The following is a 14628-nucleotide window of genomic DNA, read 5'->3' on the forward strand; positions in this document are numbered from 1 at the left end:
TCCGGAGACACATCTCATGCGAGCACAACGCGTCTTCCACGCCGTCGACTCCCACACCGAGGGGATGCCGACGCGTGTGATCGTCGGCGGCGTCGGCGTGATGCCGGGGTCGACGATGGAAGAGCGCCGGCAGTGGTTCATGGCGAACAGCGATGACCTGCGCCTGCTGCTGATGAACGAGCCCCGTGGACACAGCGCCATGAGCGGTGCGATCCTGCAGCCGCCGACGCGACCGGATGCCGACTTCGGCGTGCTCTACATCGAGGTGTCGGGCTGCCTGCCCATGTGCGGTCACGGCACGATCGGTGTGGCGACCGTGCTCGTCGAGACGGGCATGGTCCCGGTCGTCGAGCCGGTCACCACGATCCGCCTCGACACACCGGCCGGCCTCGTGATCGCCGAGGTGCAGGTCTCCGACGGGCACGCCGACAGTGTCACCCTGCGCAACGTGCCCTCGTTCGTCGTCGCCCTCGACCAGGTCGTCGACGTGCCGGGGCTCGGGGCCGTCGAGTACGACCTCGCGTTCGGCGGCAACTTCTATGCGATCGTCTCGCTCGAGCAGGTCGGGCTGCCGTTCGACCGCGCGCACAAAGACGAGCTGCTCGCGGCGGGCCTCAGCATCATGGAGGCCATCGAGGCGAAGGGCGAGCCGGTGCATCCGATCGACCCGACCATCCGCGGCTGCCACCACGTCTACCTGAAGGCGCCGGGGTCGACCGCACAGCACTCGCGACACGCCATGGCCATCTACCCCGGCTGGTTCGACCGGTCGCCCTGCGGCACGGGCACGAGCGCCCGCATGGCGCAGCTGCACGCGCGGGGAGAGCTGCCGCTGGATCAGGACTTCGTCAACGAGTCGTTCATCGGCACCAGCTTCACCGGCCGCCTCGTCGAGACGACCGAGGTCGCCGGCATCCCGGCGGTCATCCCGACCATCACCGGCCGGGCATGGGTGACCGGCACTGCGCAGTACATGCTCGACCCGAGCGATCCCTTCCCGCAGGGGTTCGTGCTGTGACCTCTGTTCCCGTCATCGGCGTCGAGGAGATCGACGCGGCGATCGACCGCCGTGGTGCTGTCGACGCCATCGAGGCCGCGCTGCGCGAGGGCGTCGACATCGAATCGGACGCCCCGCGCCTGTTCAGCCCGCTCGACAGCGGCGAGTTCCTGCTCATGCCGACCCAGTCGCCCGAGCACGCGGGCATCAAGGTCGTCACGATCGCCCCGCACAACACCGACCTCGGGCTGCCGAAGATCCAGGCCTGGTACCTGGTCTTCGACGCCGAGACGCTGAGCCCTCTCGCGATCCTCGAGGGAGCCCACCTCACCATCCTCCGCACGCCCGCGGTCACGGCGGTCGCGATCCGGGGGATGCTGCAGGCCGACCCTCGCGGCGCGAAGGAGAGCATCGACTCACTCGCCGTGATCGGGTCGGGTCCGCAGGCAGAGGCGCACGTGCGCACGCTCGTCGACCTCATGCCGGTGGGCGCCGTGAGCATCGTGGGCCGAACTCCCGGCCGCGCGGCCCAACTCGTCGAGCGGCTTCGGGGGAGCGGCATCCGCGCGGCATCCGCGACGCGCGACGAGGTCGGCGCCGCCGACGTCGTCATCGCCGCGACCTCGTCGAGCACCCCGGTGCTGAGCCGCGGTGACGTCGGTGATCACGCCGTGGTGGGGGCGATCGGCTCGCACGGCACCGCGCATCGCGAGCTCGCCGGCGATCTGGTGACGGATGCCGATCTGGTCGTCGAGGCGAGGGCCTCGGCCTTGCGCGAGAACGGCAACCTGCTGCAGGCCCGCGACCTCGCCGAATGGCAGGCAGGTGCGCAGCCCGTGACGAATCTGCGAGAGTTGGTGGCGGGTGCCTTCGTGCGCCGCGAGGCTCGACCGGCGGTCTACACGGGCGTCGGGATGAGCTGGGAGGATCTCGCCGTGGTGGCGCGGATCCTGAGGTCGGCGCAGAGCGCTGATGCATCGCCTCGGAGAGGGAACACAGATGTCCGGAACTGACACCCGCAGCCTCGTGCGGCTCAGCAAGCAGCCCAGCGTGCGCGACACGGTCACCCGTGCCCTGCGATCCGCCATCATCAGCGGTGAGATGCAGCCCGGCCGCGTGTACTCGGCACCGAGTCTCGGTGAGGAGTTCGGCACCTCCGCGACGCCCATCCGCGAGGCGATGCTCGACCTGGTGCGCGAGGGGCTCGTCGTCGCGATGCCGAACCGCGGTTTCCGCGTGACCGAGGTGTCGTCGCACGACCTCGCCGAGGTGACCGAGCTGCGCCTGTTCCTCGAACCGCCCGCCGTCGAGAAGGCGACGCCGCTGATCCCCGAGAGCGCGTTCGCCGAGCTGCGCAGCAAGGCCGACGACATCGTCGCGGCGGCCGAGAGGGGAGATCTGGTCGAGTACCTGAGCGCCGACAGCGACTTCCACCTGGCGATCCTGCAGTACGCGGGCAACGCCAGGCTCACGCAGCTGATCCAGTCGCTGCGGTCGCAGACCCGCCTCTTCGGTCTCGCCGAGCTGTACGAGCGCGGTCATCTCACGAGCTCGGCCAAGGAGCACCACACGATCATGGATGCCATCGAGGACCGAGACGCGGTGCGTGCGCGCGACCTCGTGGTCTCGCACATCGAGCACGTGAAGGGCGACTGGTCGGGGCACACGGTGGGCGAACCCCACCCCGCGGAGGCGAACGGCTAGTGGGTCGATCGACAGCACGCGCCGACGTCGTGATCGTCGGGGCGGGGGTCGTCGGTGCCGCGACGGCGTATTTCGCCGCGGCATCCGGCCTTCGAACCGTCGTGATCGAGCGCGGTTCGATCGCCTCGGGAACCAGCAGCCGCTGTGAGGGCAACATCCTCGTCTCCGACAAAGAGGTGGGACCCGAGCTCGAGCTGTCGCTGTACTCGCAGCGCGTGTGGCGCGAGGATCTCGCCGAGCACGCCGGCCTGTGGGAGTTCGAGTCCAAGGGCGGTCTCGTCGTCGCCGGCAGCGCGGGGAGCATGGCGGGCCTCACCGCGCTCGTCGCGCACCAGCGCGAGCTGGGCATCCGGGCCGAGATCATCGACGACAACGCCGGGCTGCGCGAGGTCGAGCCCTACATCAACCCCGCGCTCGTCGGCGGCGCGTTCTACCCGGACGACGCCCAGGTGCAGCCGCTGCTCGCGACGCATCACCTGCTGCGCCTCGCGGTCGAGCACGGCGCCGAGCTGCACACACGCACCTCGGTGCACGGCATCCTCACCGAGCACGGTCGCGCCGTGGGCGTCGACACGTCGATCGGGCGCATCTCGGCCGGAGCCGTCGTCAACTGCGCCGGACCCTGGAGCGGTGAGGTCGCCGCCCTCGCGGGCGTGCACCTGCCGGTGCTGCCACGACGCGGATTCGTGCTCGTCACCGAGCCGGTGCCGATCACGGTGCATCACAAGGTCTACGCCGCCGAATACGTCGGCGACGTCGCGAGCTCGGATGCCGGGCTGCAGGTCTCGCCGGTCGTCGAGGGCACTCCGAGCGGCACGATCCTGCTCGGCGCCAGCCGCGAGCGCGTCGGTTTCGACCGATCGTTCTCGGCCGAGGCGGTCGCCCGCATCGCCGCGAGCGGTCTCGGCCTGTTCCCGGCGCTACGCGACGTGGGTGTGCAGCGCACGTACTCCGGATTCCGCCCGTACTGCCCCGATCACCTCCCGGCCATCGGAGAGGATGCTCGGATGCCCGGGCTCTGGCACGCCGCCGGGCACGAGGGCGCCGGAGTCGGCCTCTCGGTCGGCACGGGCAAACTGCTCTCGCAGGCGCTGCGGTCGGAAGCGACCGATCTCGACTTGGCTCCCTTCCGCCCCGAACGACTCGAAGGGCTCGTCGCCGCATGACCCGCACGCGCATCGACGGCACCGACCCCGTGAACAGTGCTGGGTCAGGCGCTGGCTCCGGTGCTGGATCCGTCACCAGCATCGACTTCGACGGCACCCCCGTGCCGTTCACCCCGGGGCAGACGATCGGCGGTGCCCTCGCGGGCGCCGGCATCGTGTCGTGGCGCACGACGCGTCGCGACCACGCTCCTCGCGGACTCTTCTGCGGCATCGGGGTCTGCTTCGACTGCCTCGTCACGGTCGACGGTGTGCGCAGCCAGCGCGCATGCCTCGTCGAGGCGTGCGCAGGACAGGACGTGCGCAGCGCCGACCCGGACGAGCCGCTGCCGGTGTCGGAGTTGCCGGTGTCCGAGTTGCCGGTGTCGGAGTTGCCGGTGTCCGAGCTGCCGGTGTCGGAGTTGCCGGTGTCGGAGCTGCCGTTGTCCGACGGCCGGAGTTCGGAGGAATCGCATGACTGAGCAGAGCATCCCGGCATCCGAGCCGTCTCTCGCCGATGTCGCCGTCGTGGGCGCGGGCCCCGCGGGGCTGAGCGCCGCGGTCGTCGCGGCCGAGCACGGCCTGCAGGTCGTGCTGATCGATGCCGGGCGGCAGACCGGCGGGCAGTACTGGCGTCACCCCGACGAGCGTCATCGCGATGCGTTCTCGGCGCCCGAGCACACCGGTCATCACGACTGGGCGCACTACACCGACCTGCGCGAGCGGCTCGCGGCATCCGTCGCCTCGGGTCGCCTTCGTCATCTCGCCGCGCGCCAGGTGTGGCGCACCGACGCCTTCGACGACCGGGTGGCGCTGCGCACCAGCTCGGTCGCCGGCACCGACAGCCTGCCCCTCGCCGAGCGCACCACCTGGGCGCGACGACTCGTGATCGCGACCGGCGCCTACGATCGCCAGCTGCCCGTGCCCGGGTGGACGCTGCCCGGGGTCATGGCCGCCGGCGGAGTGCAGGCCATGCTCAAGGCCAACCAGGTGCGGGCCGGGCGTCGTGCCGTGGTCGCGGGCACCGGGCCGTTCCTGCTCTCGGTCGCCGCCGGGCTCGCCGAAGCCGGGGTCGAGGTCGTCGAGGTGGTCGACGCCAACGCGCTCTCGCGATGGGCGGCCACCCCGCTGCGTGCTCTGCAGGAGCCGGGCAAGCTGTGGGAGGGCGTGCAGTACGCCGCCACCTTCCTGCGACACCGGGTGCCGCTCCGCACCCGCACGGTCGTCACCGCCGTGCGCGGCAGCGGCCGGGCGAAAGAGGTCGAGCTCGCGCGGGTCGACGGGGCAGGACGGGTGCGTCCCGGGTCGTCGCGCACCGTGACCGCCGATCTCGTCGCGTTCGGCTGGGGGTTCACCCCGCAGCTTGAGCTCGCCGTCGGGCTCGGGCTGCGCACCCGCATCGACGTCGACGGATCGCTCGTGATCGACGTCGACGACGACCTGCGCTCGTCGGATCGTCTCGTCTTCGCCGCCGGAGAGGTCACCGGCATCGGCGGTGCCATCGCATCCTGCGCCGAGGGCGAGCTCGCGGGCGCAGCCGTCGCGCAGGATCTGGGGTTCTCGACCGATCCGCGACGCATGGCACGGCACCGCCGGCGCTTGCGGCGCGGACGCCGCTTCGCGATCGGCATGCATCGGGCGAGCCCCGTTCCCGAAGCGTGGGACGAGTGGCTGACCCCCGACACCCACATCTGCCGGTGCGAAGAGGTCACCGCGGCCGAAGTGACCGACGCCGTCGACGGCCTCCGCGCCGACGACGCGAGAGACGTGCGTGTCACCGCGCGCCCGGGAATGGGTCTGTGTCAGGGGAGGGTGTGCGGATTCGCGCTCTCGAAGCTCGTCGCCACCGGCACGGGAGGCGTCGTCGACGCCCCCGCCCTCGAATCCTTGACCAATCGACAGGTGGGCGTGCCCGTCTCGCTCGGCGACCTCGCCGCGCTGGTGCCGCACCACCCGAACCAGGAGGAGTCATGACCATGCACGACACGTCTGACGACAACGTGGACCAGATCATCGACCGCGCCGCGAGCGCCTCGGAGCAGTGGAAGCGCGCCATCATCGCGGAGCGCACCCGGGCGCTCGACGCCGTGGCGGATGCTCTCGATCAGCACGCCGACGAACTGATCCCGATCGCGCAGCGCGAGACCCACCTCGCCGAGGCGCGGCTGCGGGGCGAGCTGCGCCGCACCAGCTTCCAACTGCGCATGTTCGCCGAGATGCTGCCCGAGGGGCTCTGGCTCGACGCCCGCATCGACCACGCCGACGCCGACTGGCCGATGGGAGCCCCGCGCCCCGATCTGCGCCGTCAGCTCGAGCCGATCGGGGCGACGCTCGTGTTCGCCGCGAGCAACTTCCCGTTCGCCTTCTCCGTCGCTGGGGGCGACACCGTGAGTGCGCTCGCCGCGGGCAACGCCGTGGTGCTCAAGGCCCATCACGGGCATCCCGACCTCTCGGCGGCGACGGCAGCCGTCGTGGTCGATGCGCTCGCCGAGGTGGGGGCACCCGAGGGTCTCTTCCAGACGATCTACGGCACCGAGGCGGGTGTACGCGCGCTGCGCGCCCCCGGCATCAAGGCTGCCGCTTTCACCGGTTCGGTGCGCGGTGGACGTGCCCTGTTCGACATCGCCGCGAGCCGGCCCGAGCCGATCCCGTTCTACGGTGAGCTCGGCAGCACCAACCCCGCGTTCGTGACGCGGCGCGCGGCCGAACGGGATGCCGCCGGCATCGCCCGCGACTTCGTCGCCTCGGTCACCGGCAGCGCAGGGCAGCTCTGCACCAAGCCCGGAGTGCTCTTCGTGCCGGCGGAATCGTCGCTCGTCGCGGAGCTCGAAGCCCAGCAGCTGCCGGCTGCGACGCCGCTGCTGAACGGCGGGATCGAGAGCGGGTTCCGCGAGTCGGTCGCCTCGACGAGCGGGGTCGCCGGGGTGCGCACCCTCGGTGCGGGTGCGGACGATGCAGCCGACGCGCCCGCGGCCGTGCTGTTCGCCGCGTCGAGCCAGACGCTGCGCGCCGAGATGGACACCCTGATGAGCGAGATGTTCGGCCCCGCAGCGCTCGTCGTGACGTACGACGACGAGAGCGAACTGCTCGAGATCGCCGACCGCCTCGAAGGACAGCTCACCGCCACGATCATCGGTGAAGACGACGACGAGATCGCCGTCGACCTGCTGCCCAAGCTGTCGGAGCGGGCGGGGCGGGTGCTCTGGAATCAGTGGCCGACCGGAGTCTCGGTGACCTGGGCGCAGCAGCACGGCGGACCGTACCCCGCCACGACGGCGGTCGGCACGACCTCGGTGGGCATGGCCGCGATCACGCGGTTCCTGCGACCGGTCGCCTACCAGAACGTGCCCCAGGGCCTGCTGCCGGATGCGCTGAAAGAGGGCAACCCGCTCGGCATCGCGCGGCGGGTCGACGGCATCCTGGTCCTGCCCTGACCCGGCGGTGACTCTGACCTGACACGCACAGCGGGTGCCGATCCTCGGAACGGCACCCGCTGTGGTGTCTGGGTGCGGGGCGGCTCGGTGCGTGTGTGGCCCCGCCCGGTGTCGTCCCGCGTGCGGGGTCGTTTTCGCATCGCGTACGGCCGTTTCCGGGGTGTTTGTGGCCCCGCCTGGTGTCGTCCCGCGTGCGGGGTCGTTTTCGCATCGCGTACGGCCGTTTCCGGGGTGTTCTTGACCCCGCCTGGCGTCGATCGGTGGTCGCGGTGTGTTCTTGGCCCCGCACAGTGCACTCCAGGCAGTGCCTCGCACCGACCCCGTTCCGCCCACTGCTCAGACAGTCGAGGAAGGCATCCAGACCCGCATTGCCGTGCCGCCGTCGAACTCGGCGAACGGACGCAACTCGGCCTCGAAATCTTCGGATGCCGCACCATCGCGGTCGCGCGCGTACAGCGCCTCCCGGTCGGTGTGCAGCCTGCGGGCGGCGACCGTGAGCCTCGGCCCGAGCAGCCCTCGGCCCTCGTCCTCTGCACCCTCGGCACGCCCAGCCCCCGCACCCTCGGCACGCCTGGCCCCCGCAGCCCCGACAGCCGCAGCGCCGACAGGCTCGGCGACGGACGCCTCTGCGAGCGCATCCGTCCCGACCTCCAGATCGTCGACCTCGCCGACCGCGCAGTAGACGACCGGTCCGCGGCGCACGGCGACGGTGCCGCGCACCGCATCGATGCGCGGATGCGGGTGGATGATGTCGATCTCGACCGGCAGCTGCAGGTCGATCTCGGTGCCGTCGACCAGGGCGTCCTCGAGCACGATCCACCCGCCGTCGATGACAGGATCCACGGCTTCGCCGTTGCGGAGCAGCCTGACCTCTCGCCCCGACACCCACTCCGGCACGCGGAGGGCGAGCCGTCGGCATCCGTCATCGGCATCTCCCTGCACGCTGATGCGCGCGCGTCCGTCGGCCGGGTAGGCGGTGTCGATGGTGACCGATGCGCCGTGCGCGTGCAATGTGGCCGAGGCGTAGAGCACGATGTCGAGACCGTCCGCGCGTTCCGCGGCGAGGTGGTGCTCGAGAGTCGCGAACGTGCGCATCAGGTTCGGTGGGCAGCACGCGCAGCTGAACCAGCGCCGCCGCGCCGCAGGCGCCTGGCCGCCGTAGGGTCGTTCATCGCGCACCTGCAGCGGATTGACGTAGGTGAACGAGTCGCCGTGGGTCGAGATACCCGCGGCCACGACGTTGTAGAGCGCCGTCTCCGCAGCATCCATGAATCCTGCCTCGCCGGTCGCGAGGTACATCCGCCAGGCCCATCCGAAGAGGGCGACTCCCGCACACGTCTCGGCGTAGGCGCGATCCGGTGGCAGTTCGAAGGCCTCGCCGAAGGCTTCATCTTCGTGGCGGGCTCCCGTGCCGCCGGTGACGTACATGCGTCGCGAGACCAGGTCGTCCCACTGGGTGCGCATCACGTCGAGCATCTCGGGATCGCCGGTCTCGAGGTACAGGTCGGTGATGCCCTGGTTCAGGTAGAGCGCTCGCACCGCGTGACCGCGCATGCGGGTGGCCTGCAGGGCGGGCTGTTCGTCCTGGTAGTACTCGGCGCCGAACATCACTCCGCCGAGGAATCCGGAGCCGCGTCGGCGCACGAACGCGTCGGCCAGCGCGAGAGGCGCCTCGGCGCCGGTCGTACGGTGCAGCTCGACGAGGGCCGCCTCGATGAGCGGATGCCCGCAGTACTCGACCGCATCGTCGGCGCCGAGCCGAGCGACCGCGTGGTCGACGAACCGCTCGGCGATCCGCAGCAGACGGTCGTCGCCGATCGCGCGGTGCGCGCCGACCGCTGCCTGGACCAGGTGACCCAGGCAGTAGAGCTCATGGCCCTGGGCGAAGTCGCTCCACGGCCGGCGGTCGTCGCGGCGCAGATAGGCGGAGTCGAGGTAGCCGTCGTCCTGCTGTGCTCGCTCGATGAGGGCGACGGTGCGGTCGAAGAACTCCCGGCTGTCGGCATCCTCCTCGCGACCGAGCTCCCACGCCGCGGCCTCGAGGGTCTTGTAGATGTCGGAGTCGGCGAAGAGCATGCCGCGGAACTCGGCATCGGACTCGCCGGTGACGCGACGCAGGTTGTCGAGGTTGCCGTACTCCTCGAGCATCCGGATGCCGTGCGGCAGGGTGACCTGTCGATTGCGCCGATGCCACTCGTGCACGAGTCCGCGCTCGATCACAGGAGAGGAGCGCAGTGGGCGACGCAGTCCGTGCCTGGTCAGTCCGACCGGGGAGGGGGCTGTCGCGTCGGTCTCGGGCATGTCGTGGCTCTTCTCCGAGGCGCGGGCTGCACCTCTCGTCGCGAGTGCAATTGTACTTGTACCACCTCGATCAGACCAGACCAAGCAGAATGCCGTCATGCTCCTTCGCTACCCGCACGTGGCGGCGCTGATGAGTGCTGCTCCACACCTAGCGTCGAGCCGGTGAACCTCGGATCCCTCGCAGACATCGTCACCGCCCTCACCGCCATCGGCGCTCTCTTCGCGGCCATCGTCGGCGCGAAGCACGCCGCTCGACTCTTCGCCGTCGAGGCGAAACGCGACCAGAACGCCGCCGCTCGCGAGAAGCAGGCGCAGGCGAGCCGAGTGTTCGCGTGGGTCGCAGCTCGCATGGTCGACGGTGAGGCGGCGGCATACGGTGCGGTCGTCGTGAACTCGTCTGACCAGGCGATCTACGACGTGATGGTGCGGGTGGTGGGAGCGAACGGGGTGGAGCGGACCCCGATCAAGCTGGCCTTCCTGCCGCCTGGATCCTTCTACCTCGAAGAGAGCGTGAAGGCCTTCGCCTGGAACTACCCGTCTCGACTCCGATCCTTCGACGATGAGATCCGACCCCTGGCGAAGTCCAAGAAGCGATACATCGCCGGCATGTGGTTCCGCGACAGTTCGAACCTGAACTGGACGCGTGACGAGACCGGCATCCTCGTGGCGCAGCCGGTCTGAGGGCGTGCGCTGGTTCGGGGCGCGGTCTCGTGGCGAAACCCACGTTCCGTCATGAGACCCACGTCGTGCACGTGGGTCTCACCCCGAAAGGTCGGTCTCGGGGCGCTGGGATGCCTGGCATCCGGCGAAACCCACGTTCCGTCATGAGACCCACGTCGTGCACGTGGGTCTCATGACGGAAGGTCGGTCTCGGGGCACTGGACGCGCCTTACTCGAACCCGCCGGTCAGCCGCCCCCGCATCCGCTGGCTGCTCTCATTCATCCCGACGATCTCGACGGTCTTCCCGAGGGTGGCGTACTTCGTCTCGATCGCATCCAGCGCGGCGACCGTCGAGGCATCCCAGATGTGCGATCCGGTCAGGTCGATGACGACCTCTTCGGGGTCGTCCGAATACGAGAACAGCGTCGTCAGGTCGTTGCTCGAGGCGAAGAACAGCTCACCGGTCACGGCGTACGTGACGGAATCACCGGCAACAGTGCGAGACACCGACACGAAGTGCGCCACCCGCCGCACGAACAGCACCGAGGCGACGAGCACCCCGCCGACGACGCCGACCGCGAGGTTGTGCGTCAGCAGCACGAGAACCACGGTCGCGATCATCACGAACGTCTCGCTCTTCGGCATCCGCTTGAGTGTCGAGGGCTTGACGCTGTGCCAGTCGAAGGCTCCGATCGCGACCATGATCATCACGGCGACGAGGGCTGCCATCGGGATCGTGCTGACGAAGTCGCCGAACACCACGACCAGCAGGAACAGGAAGATACCGGCACAGAACGTCGAGATGCGGGTGCGGGCGCCGGATGCCTTCACGCCGATCATGGTCTGGCCGATCACCGCGCATCCGCCCATGCCGCCGAAGAAGCCCGACAGCATGTTCGCGACGCCCTGCGCCCACGACTCCCGAGTCTTGTTCGAGTGGGTGTCGGTGATCTCGTCGACGAGCTTCGCGGTGAGCAGCGACTCCATGAGTCCGACCAGGGCGACGCCGAGTGCGAACGGCGCGATGATGCCGAATGTCTCCCACGTCCACGGGATGTCGGGCAGGAACAGCGAGGGAAGGCTCTGGGGCAGCTCGCCCTGATCGCCGACGGTCGGCACGGTGAGGCCCATCGTCAGCACGACGGCCGTCACGATGATGACCGAGACGAGCGGAGCGGGCACGATCTTCGTGATCCTCGGCATCACGATCATGACGACGATTCCCAGCGCGACCAGCGGATACACCAGCCACGGCACGTCGATGAGCTGCGGGAACTGCGAGCTGAACACGAAGATCGCCAGCGCGTTCACGAAGCCGACCATGACGCTGCGGGGGATGAACCGCATCAGCTTCGCGACGCCCAGCACCCCGAGGATCACCTGGAAGATGCCCGCGAGAATCACCGTCGCGATGAAGTAGTCCATCCCGTACGTCGGCGCGACCGGTGCGATCACCAGGGCCACGGCGCCGGTCGCCGCGGTCACCATCGCCGGGCGTCCACCGAGGAACGCGATCGACACCGCCATGATGAACGACGAGAAGAGGCCCACCTTCGGGTCCACGCCCGCGATCACCGAGAACGCGATCGCCTCGGGGATCAGCGCGAGACCCACGACGAGACCCGCGAGCACCTCGCGCGTCAGCATCCGGGGACTCTTCAGCGCGTCGAGGACAGACGGTTTCGCCCGATAGCGGGCACGATCATCGACCGCGGATGCTGACATGGGGATGCTCCAGAGAACGCGGCCTGGGAGTGAGGCCGACGTTCCAGCCTAGAGCGGATGCGGGGGGCGGATGCGCTCACGTCTCTCAGCCCCGACGGCGGAACAGGTGCCAGCGTGAAGTCGGTGCGCTGTCGGCGTCCTTCGCAGACTGATCATCGTCCCACGCGAGGTAGACCGCCGCGTACCCGCGCGTGAGCCGTTCGAGGCGACGTGACGTGAGCGTGGCGGACACCCGGTGCAAGAGTCGTCGTCCCCACCAATCCGTCCGAATCCACAGCGCCGCACCATGAAGTGCGGTGGTCGTGAGGATGACCATGCCGATCGGCGCGCTGTCGCCCCTCGCGACGAAGAAGACCGCCGCGAATATGACGCTCGCAATTCCCGCCAGGGCGGCGAACGCTGTTCCGCGCCATGCCCGCGCCTGCGGTGAATCGGTCTTGTCAGCGGTCGAGAGCCACGCGAACGTCAAGATGACCGACCCGTACGAGGTGAGAAGGGGCACCACGATCCACTCGCCGGAGAGTGCGAACTGGGGGCCCCACAAGAAGACGGCCACAACCGTGCCGGCGATGGTCTGCACGGCGACAGGAGCAAGAATGAACAGGGCGATGATCGCCCACCACCATCGGGTCGTGTCCTCGTGCCAATTGCGGCCGAGCGCTTCGGTTGCTCTCGATTCCCGCAGCGCGAGATCCCTGTCGGCCTTCATGATCCGCATCTCGATCGACGCCGGAACCGGCGGGTCCAACCTCTCGGCGAGCACGAACGTCACGAAAGCGAGAAGCACTGCGAAGAGCACGGTCGACAGCATTTCCGGTGTCACGGCCACGACCGGCACCGCGAACATCAGCACGAACGTGAGTGCGACGCGAACGGCCCACGCGATGAGTCGAACGGCTTCGTCTCTTTCGGAACCGCTCGCGCCGTCCGCCCGCAGGCCGCTGAGAAGCGCGGGAATCGACGTGAAGATCAGAAGCTCCGGCGCATACATGGGCATCGCGAACGTGGATATCACCTGCAGCGATTCCGCGTAGGGCCCGCTCAAGGGAGGCATGCCGATGATGAAGACCGCGAACAGGATGGCGATGTTGCCCGCGCCGGCGAGGAAGAACCATGACGTGCTCCGGCGGAGGATGGACGGTATCGGGGAGGCGCTCATGCACCTTGACTACCAGTGGCGATCGACAATGCGGTCGGCGAGTCGAGGGGGAGTGCAAGCCCATTCCGGCATACGAGTCATGAGCCGGTCTTCTGCACGCCGATCTTTCTCATCTCTCTCGTCCACAGCTGCTGGGCCGCGCGTCTGAAAGCGTCCGCGCCGGTTCATAGCCTCGCTCGCATGACGATTCAGATTCCTGTCCGAATGCCCACCTTCATGCGCGTCGAGCTCACGGTCGGCGGACATCCCGACCTTGATCGCGCGATCGAGCTGCCCGCCCATTCACCACGAGGCTGGATCGTCGAGGCCTACCGGCTGAGCCTCGGACTCGAGCCTCACGAGAACTCTGACCACGACGGCATCGACCACTGTCACCACGAAGAGGCCTACGCGTATCCGTGGCCCTCGGTCCCCGGATCCGACGAGATCCCAGGACTGCCTCACGAGCCGGCTGTCCTCATCCGAACGATCGACACTCCGCCGATCGGCACACCGTGGCTCTCGGTTTCTTCCCTGTCGGATGCCTCGGACCCGCCGGCTACGGGGCCGTCATCCGGGTGGCTGACCGGGCAGGCGCCGTTCCGTGAGGACGACGTGAACCGGGAGCTGCTGCGCCGTCACGGTGTGGTGCAACCGTACTTCGACGACAGCGATCTGTGGTTCGTCGACCCCCGGCTGCCGATGCCGTCGCCGATCGCGACCCTCGCAGCACTGGTGACCCCCGCGCGACGGCTGGCGCTGCTTGCCCACATCGACGAGACCGACCTGCTGCGCACCGCCGCGCCGGATCTGCGCGAGGCGGAGTCGGCCTTGGTGCCGCTCACCCGGCTTCTCGACATGCTCGGCGCCGACGGGATGGAGCAAGACGCGGAGAAGGGGTGGATTCCGATGGCCGAGATCGGTCGGCTCGTGCATTCGCTCGGCTGGGACGCAACGGCCGCAGAGGCGCGGGAGCGAGGGGACAGGCTGGTCTCCTTCGCCCGGCGGGCGAAGCTGATCCGCCGCTTTAGAGGGAAGGTCGTCATGACGGCTCTCGCGCGGAAGGTGCGCGTCCCCTCGCCGCTCACACTCGATCGGCTCGCGGCGATGATCATGGCCACCGAGTCAGGGTGGCATGACTTCAGATCCACTCGCGTGCAGGCCGAAGAGGCGATCGCTCTGCTTGCGATCGCGGATGGGAGCGCGGTGCATCTCGATGGTCTTCCGGATCTCGTGATCGAAGGCTCCCGAGCGCTTGTCGAATCGGACGTGCGGGTCGAGCTCGACGACGGGGAGTCGCCGTGGGCGAGGCCCGCGCGCTCGCGAGCTGCGGGCGTGGGGGGTGAGATCGCCGCCCAGCTCGGCCTGCTGTCGGCGGCTGACGCACACGGCTTCGTCACTCCTGCGATGCGGGAGGTGGCTCGGCTCGCATTGGTGTCAGGATTCGCCCGTCATCACTATGCGTAATACGCTCAGGTTTCTCAATCTTTTATGCCAACAAGTATTTCAATCGGACTTGTCTTTCT

Annotated in this window: 12 protein-coding genes; 9 read left to right on the forward strand and 3 right to left on the reverse strand. The window is 69.1% G+C overall.

Annotated elements, in window-relative coordinates:
• The first annotated feature begins 16 nt into the window (after positions 1–16).
• The 7 genes from IXW21_RS04340 to IXW21_RS04370 are packed head-to-tail and all read left to right on the forward strand — an operon-like array spanning position 17 to position 7277.
• Entirely contained in the window at positions 17–1018 is a 1002-nt protein-coding gene (locus IXW21_RS04340; protein WP_194763040.1) for a proline racemase family protein, read from the forward strand.
• A complete protein-coding gene (locus IXW21_RS04345; RefSeq protein ID WP_194763041.1) occupies positions 1015–2010 on the forward strand; it encodes an ornithine cyclodeaminase family protein in 996 nt (331 codons plus the stop codon). Before IXW21_RS04340 ends, IXW21_RS04345 begins: the two co-directional genes overlap by 4 nt.
• Positions 1997–2701, forward strand: coding sequence for a GntR family transcriptional regulator (locus tag IXW21_RS04350; RefSeq protein ID WP_194763042.1), 705 nt, complete (start codon positions 1997–1999; stop codon positions 2699–2701). The genes IXW21_RS04345 and IXW21_RS04350 overlap by 14 nt, the downstream gene beginning before the upstream one ends.
• A complete protein-coding gene (locus IXW21_RS04355) occupies positions 2701–3867 on the forward strand; it encodes an NAD(P)/FAD-dependent oxidoreductase (protein WP_194763043.1) in 1167 nt (388 codons plus the stop codon). Before IXW21_RS04350 ends, IXW21_RS04355 begins: the two co-directional genes overlap by 1 nt.
• Positions 3864–4325 (forward strand): (2Fe-2S)-binding protein, encoded by a 462-nt coding sequence (locus IXW21_RS18545; protein ID WP_194763044.1) that lies wholly within the window; start codon positions 3864–3866, stop codon positions 4323–4325. The genes IXW21_RS04355 and IXW21_RS18545 overlap by 4 nt, the downstream gene beginning before the upstream one ends.
• Complete coding sequence (locus IXW21_RS04365; protein ID WP_194763045.1) at positions 4318–5817, forward strand: NAD(P)/FAD-dependent oxidoreductase; 1500 nt, start codon at positions 4318–4320, stop codon at positions 5815–5817. The genes IXW21_RS18545 and IXW21_RS04365 overlap by 8 nt, the downstream gene beginning before the upstream one ends.
• A complete protein-coding gene (locus IXW21_RS04370) occupies positions 5814–7277 on the forward strand; it encodes an aldehyde dehydrogenase (NADP(+)) (RefSeq protein WP_228528162.1) in 1464 nt (487 codons plus the stop codon). The genes IXW21_RS04365 and IXW21_RS04370 overlap by 4 nt, the downstream gene beginning before the upstream one ends.
• A gap of 336 nt (positions 7278–7613) precedes the next feature.
• Here IXW21_RS04370 and IXW21_RS04375 read toward each other — a convergent pair whose 3' ends face one another.
• Positions 7614–9578, reverse strand: a complete 1965-nt coding sequence (locus IXW21_RS04375; RefSeq protein ID WP_194763046.1) for a glycoside hydrolase family 127 protein — start codon at positions 9576–9578, stop codon at positions 7614–7616.
• A 162-nt stretch (positions 9579–9740) separates the two neighbouring features.
• On the opposite strand from IXW21_RS04375, the gene IXW21_RS04380 reads away from it, so the two are divergent.
• Positions 9741–10259 carry a hypothetical protein gene (locus tag IXW21_RS04380; protein WP_194763047.1) on the forward strand — a complete coding sequence of 173 codons (519 nt, stop codon included), beginning with the start codon at positions 9741–9743 and terminating at the stop codon, positions 10257–10259.
• Positions 10260–10467: 208 nt separating this feature from the next.
• Here the strand turns inward: IXW21_RS04380 and IXW21_RS04385 are convergent, their stop codons facing one another.
• Together IXW21_RS04385 and IXW21_RS04390 are read right to left on the reverse strand one after the other, a co-directional pair.
• Complete coding sequence (locus IXW21_RS04385) at positions 10468–11964, reverse strand: SulP family inorganic anion transporter (RefSeq protein ID WP_194763048.1); 1497 nt, start codon at positions 11962–11964, stop codon at positions 10468–10470.
• 85 nt (positions 11965–12049) lie between these two features.
• Positions 12050–13123, reverse strand: a complete 1074-nt coding sequence (locus IXW21_RS04390; protein ID WP_194763049.1) for a hypothetical protein — start codon at positions 13121–13123, stop codon at positions 12050–12052.
• A 180-nt stretch (positions 13124–13303) separates the two neighbouring features.
• Between IXW21_RS04390 and IXW21_RS04395 the strand changes: the two genes are divergently transcribed.
• Complete coding sequence (locus IXW21_RS04395) at positions 13304–14569, forward strand: hypothetical protein (protein WP_194763050.1); 1266 nt, start codon at positions 13304–13306, stop codon at positions 14567–14569.
• Positions 14570–14628: the final 59 nt, after the last annotated feature.

It is taken from the genome of Microbacterium sp. UFMG61 (genome assembly GCF_015354505.1).
Taxonomy (GTDB): Bacteria; Actinomycetota; Actinomycetes; order Actinomycetales; family Microbacteriaceae; genus Microbacterium.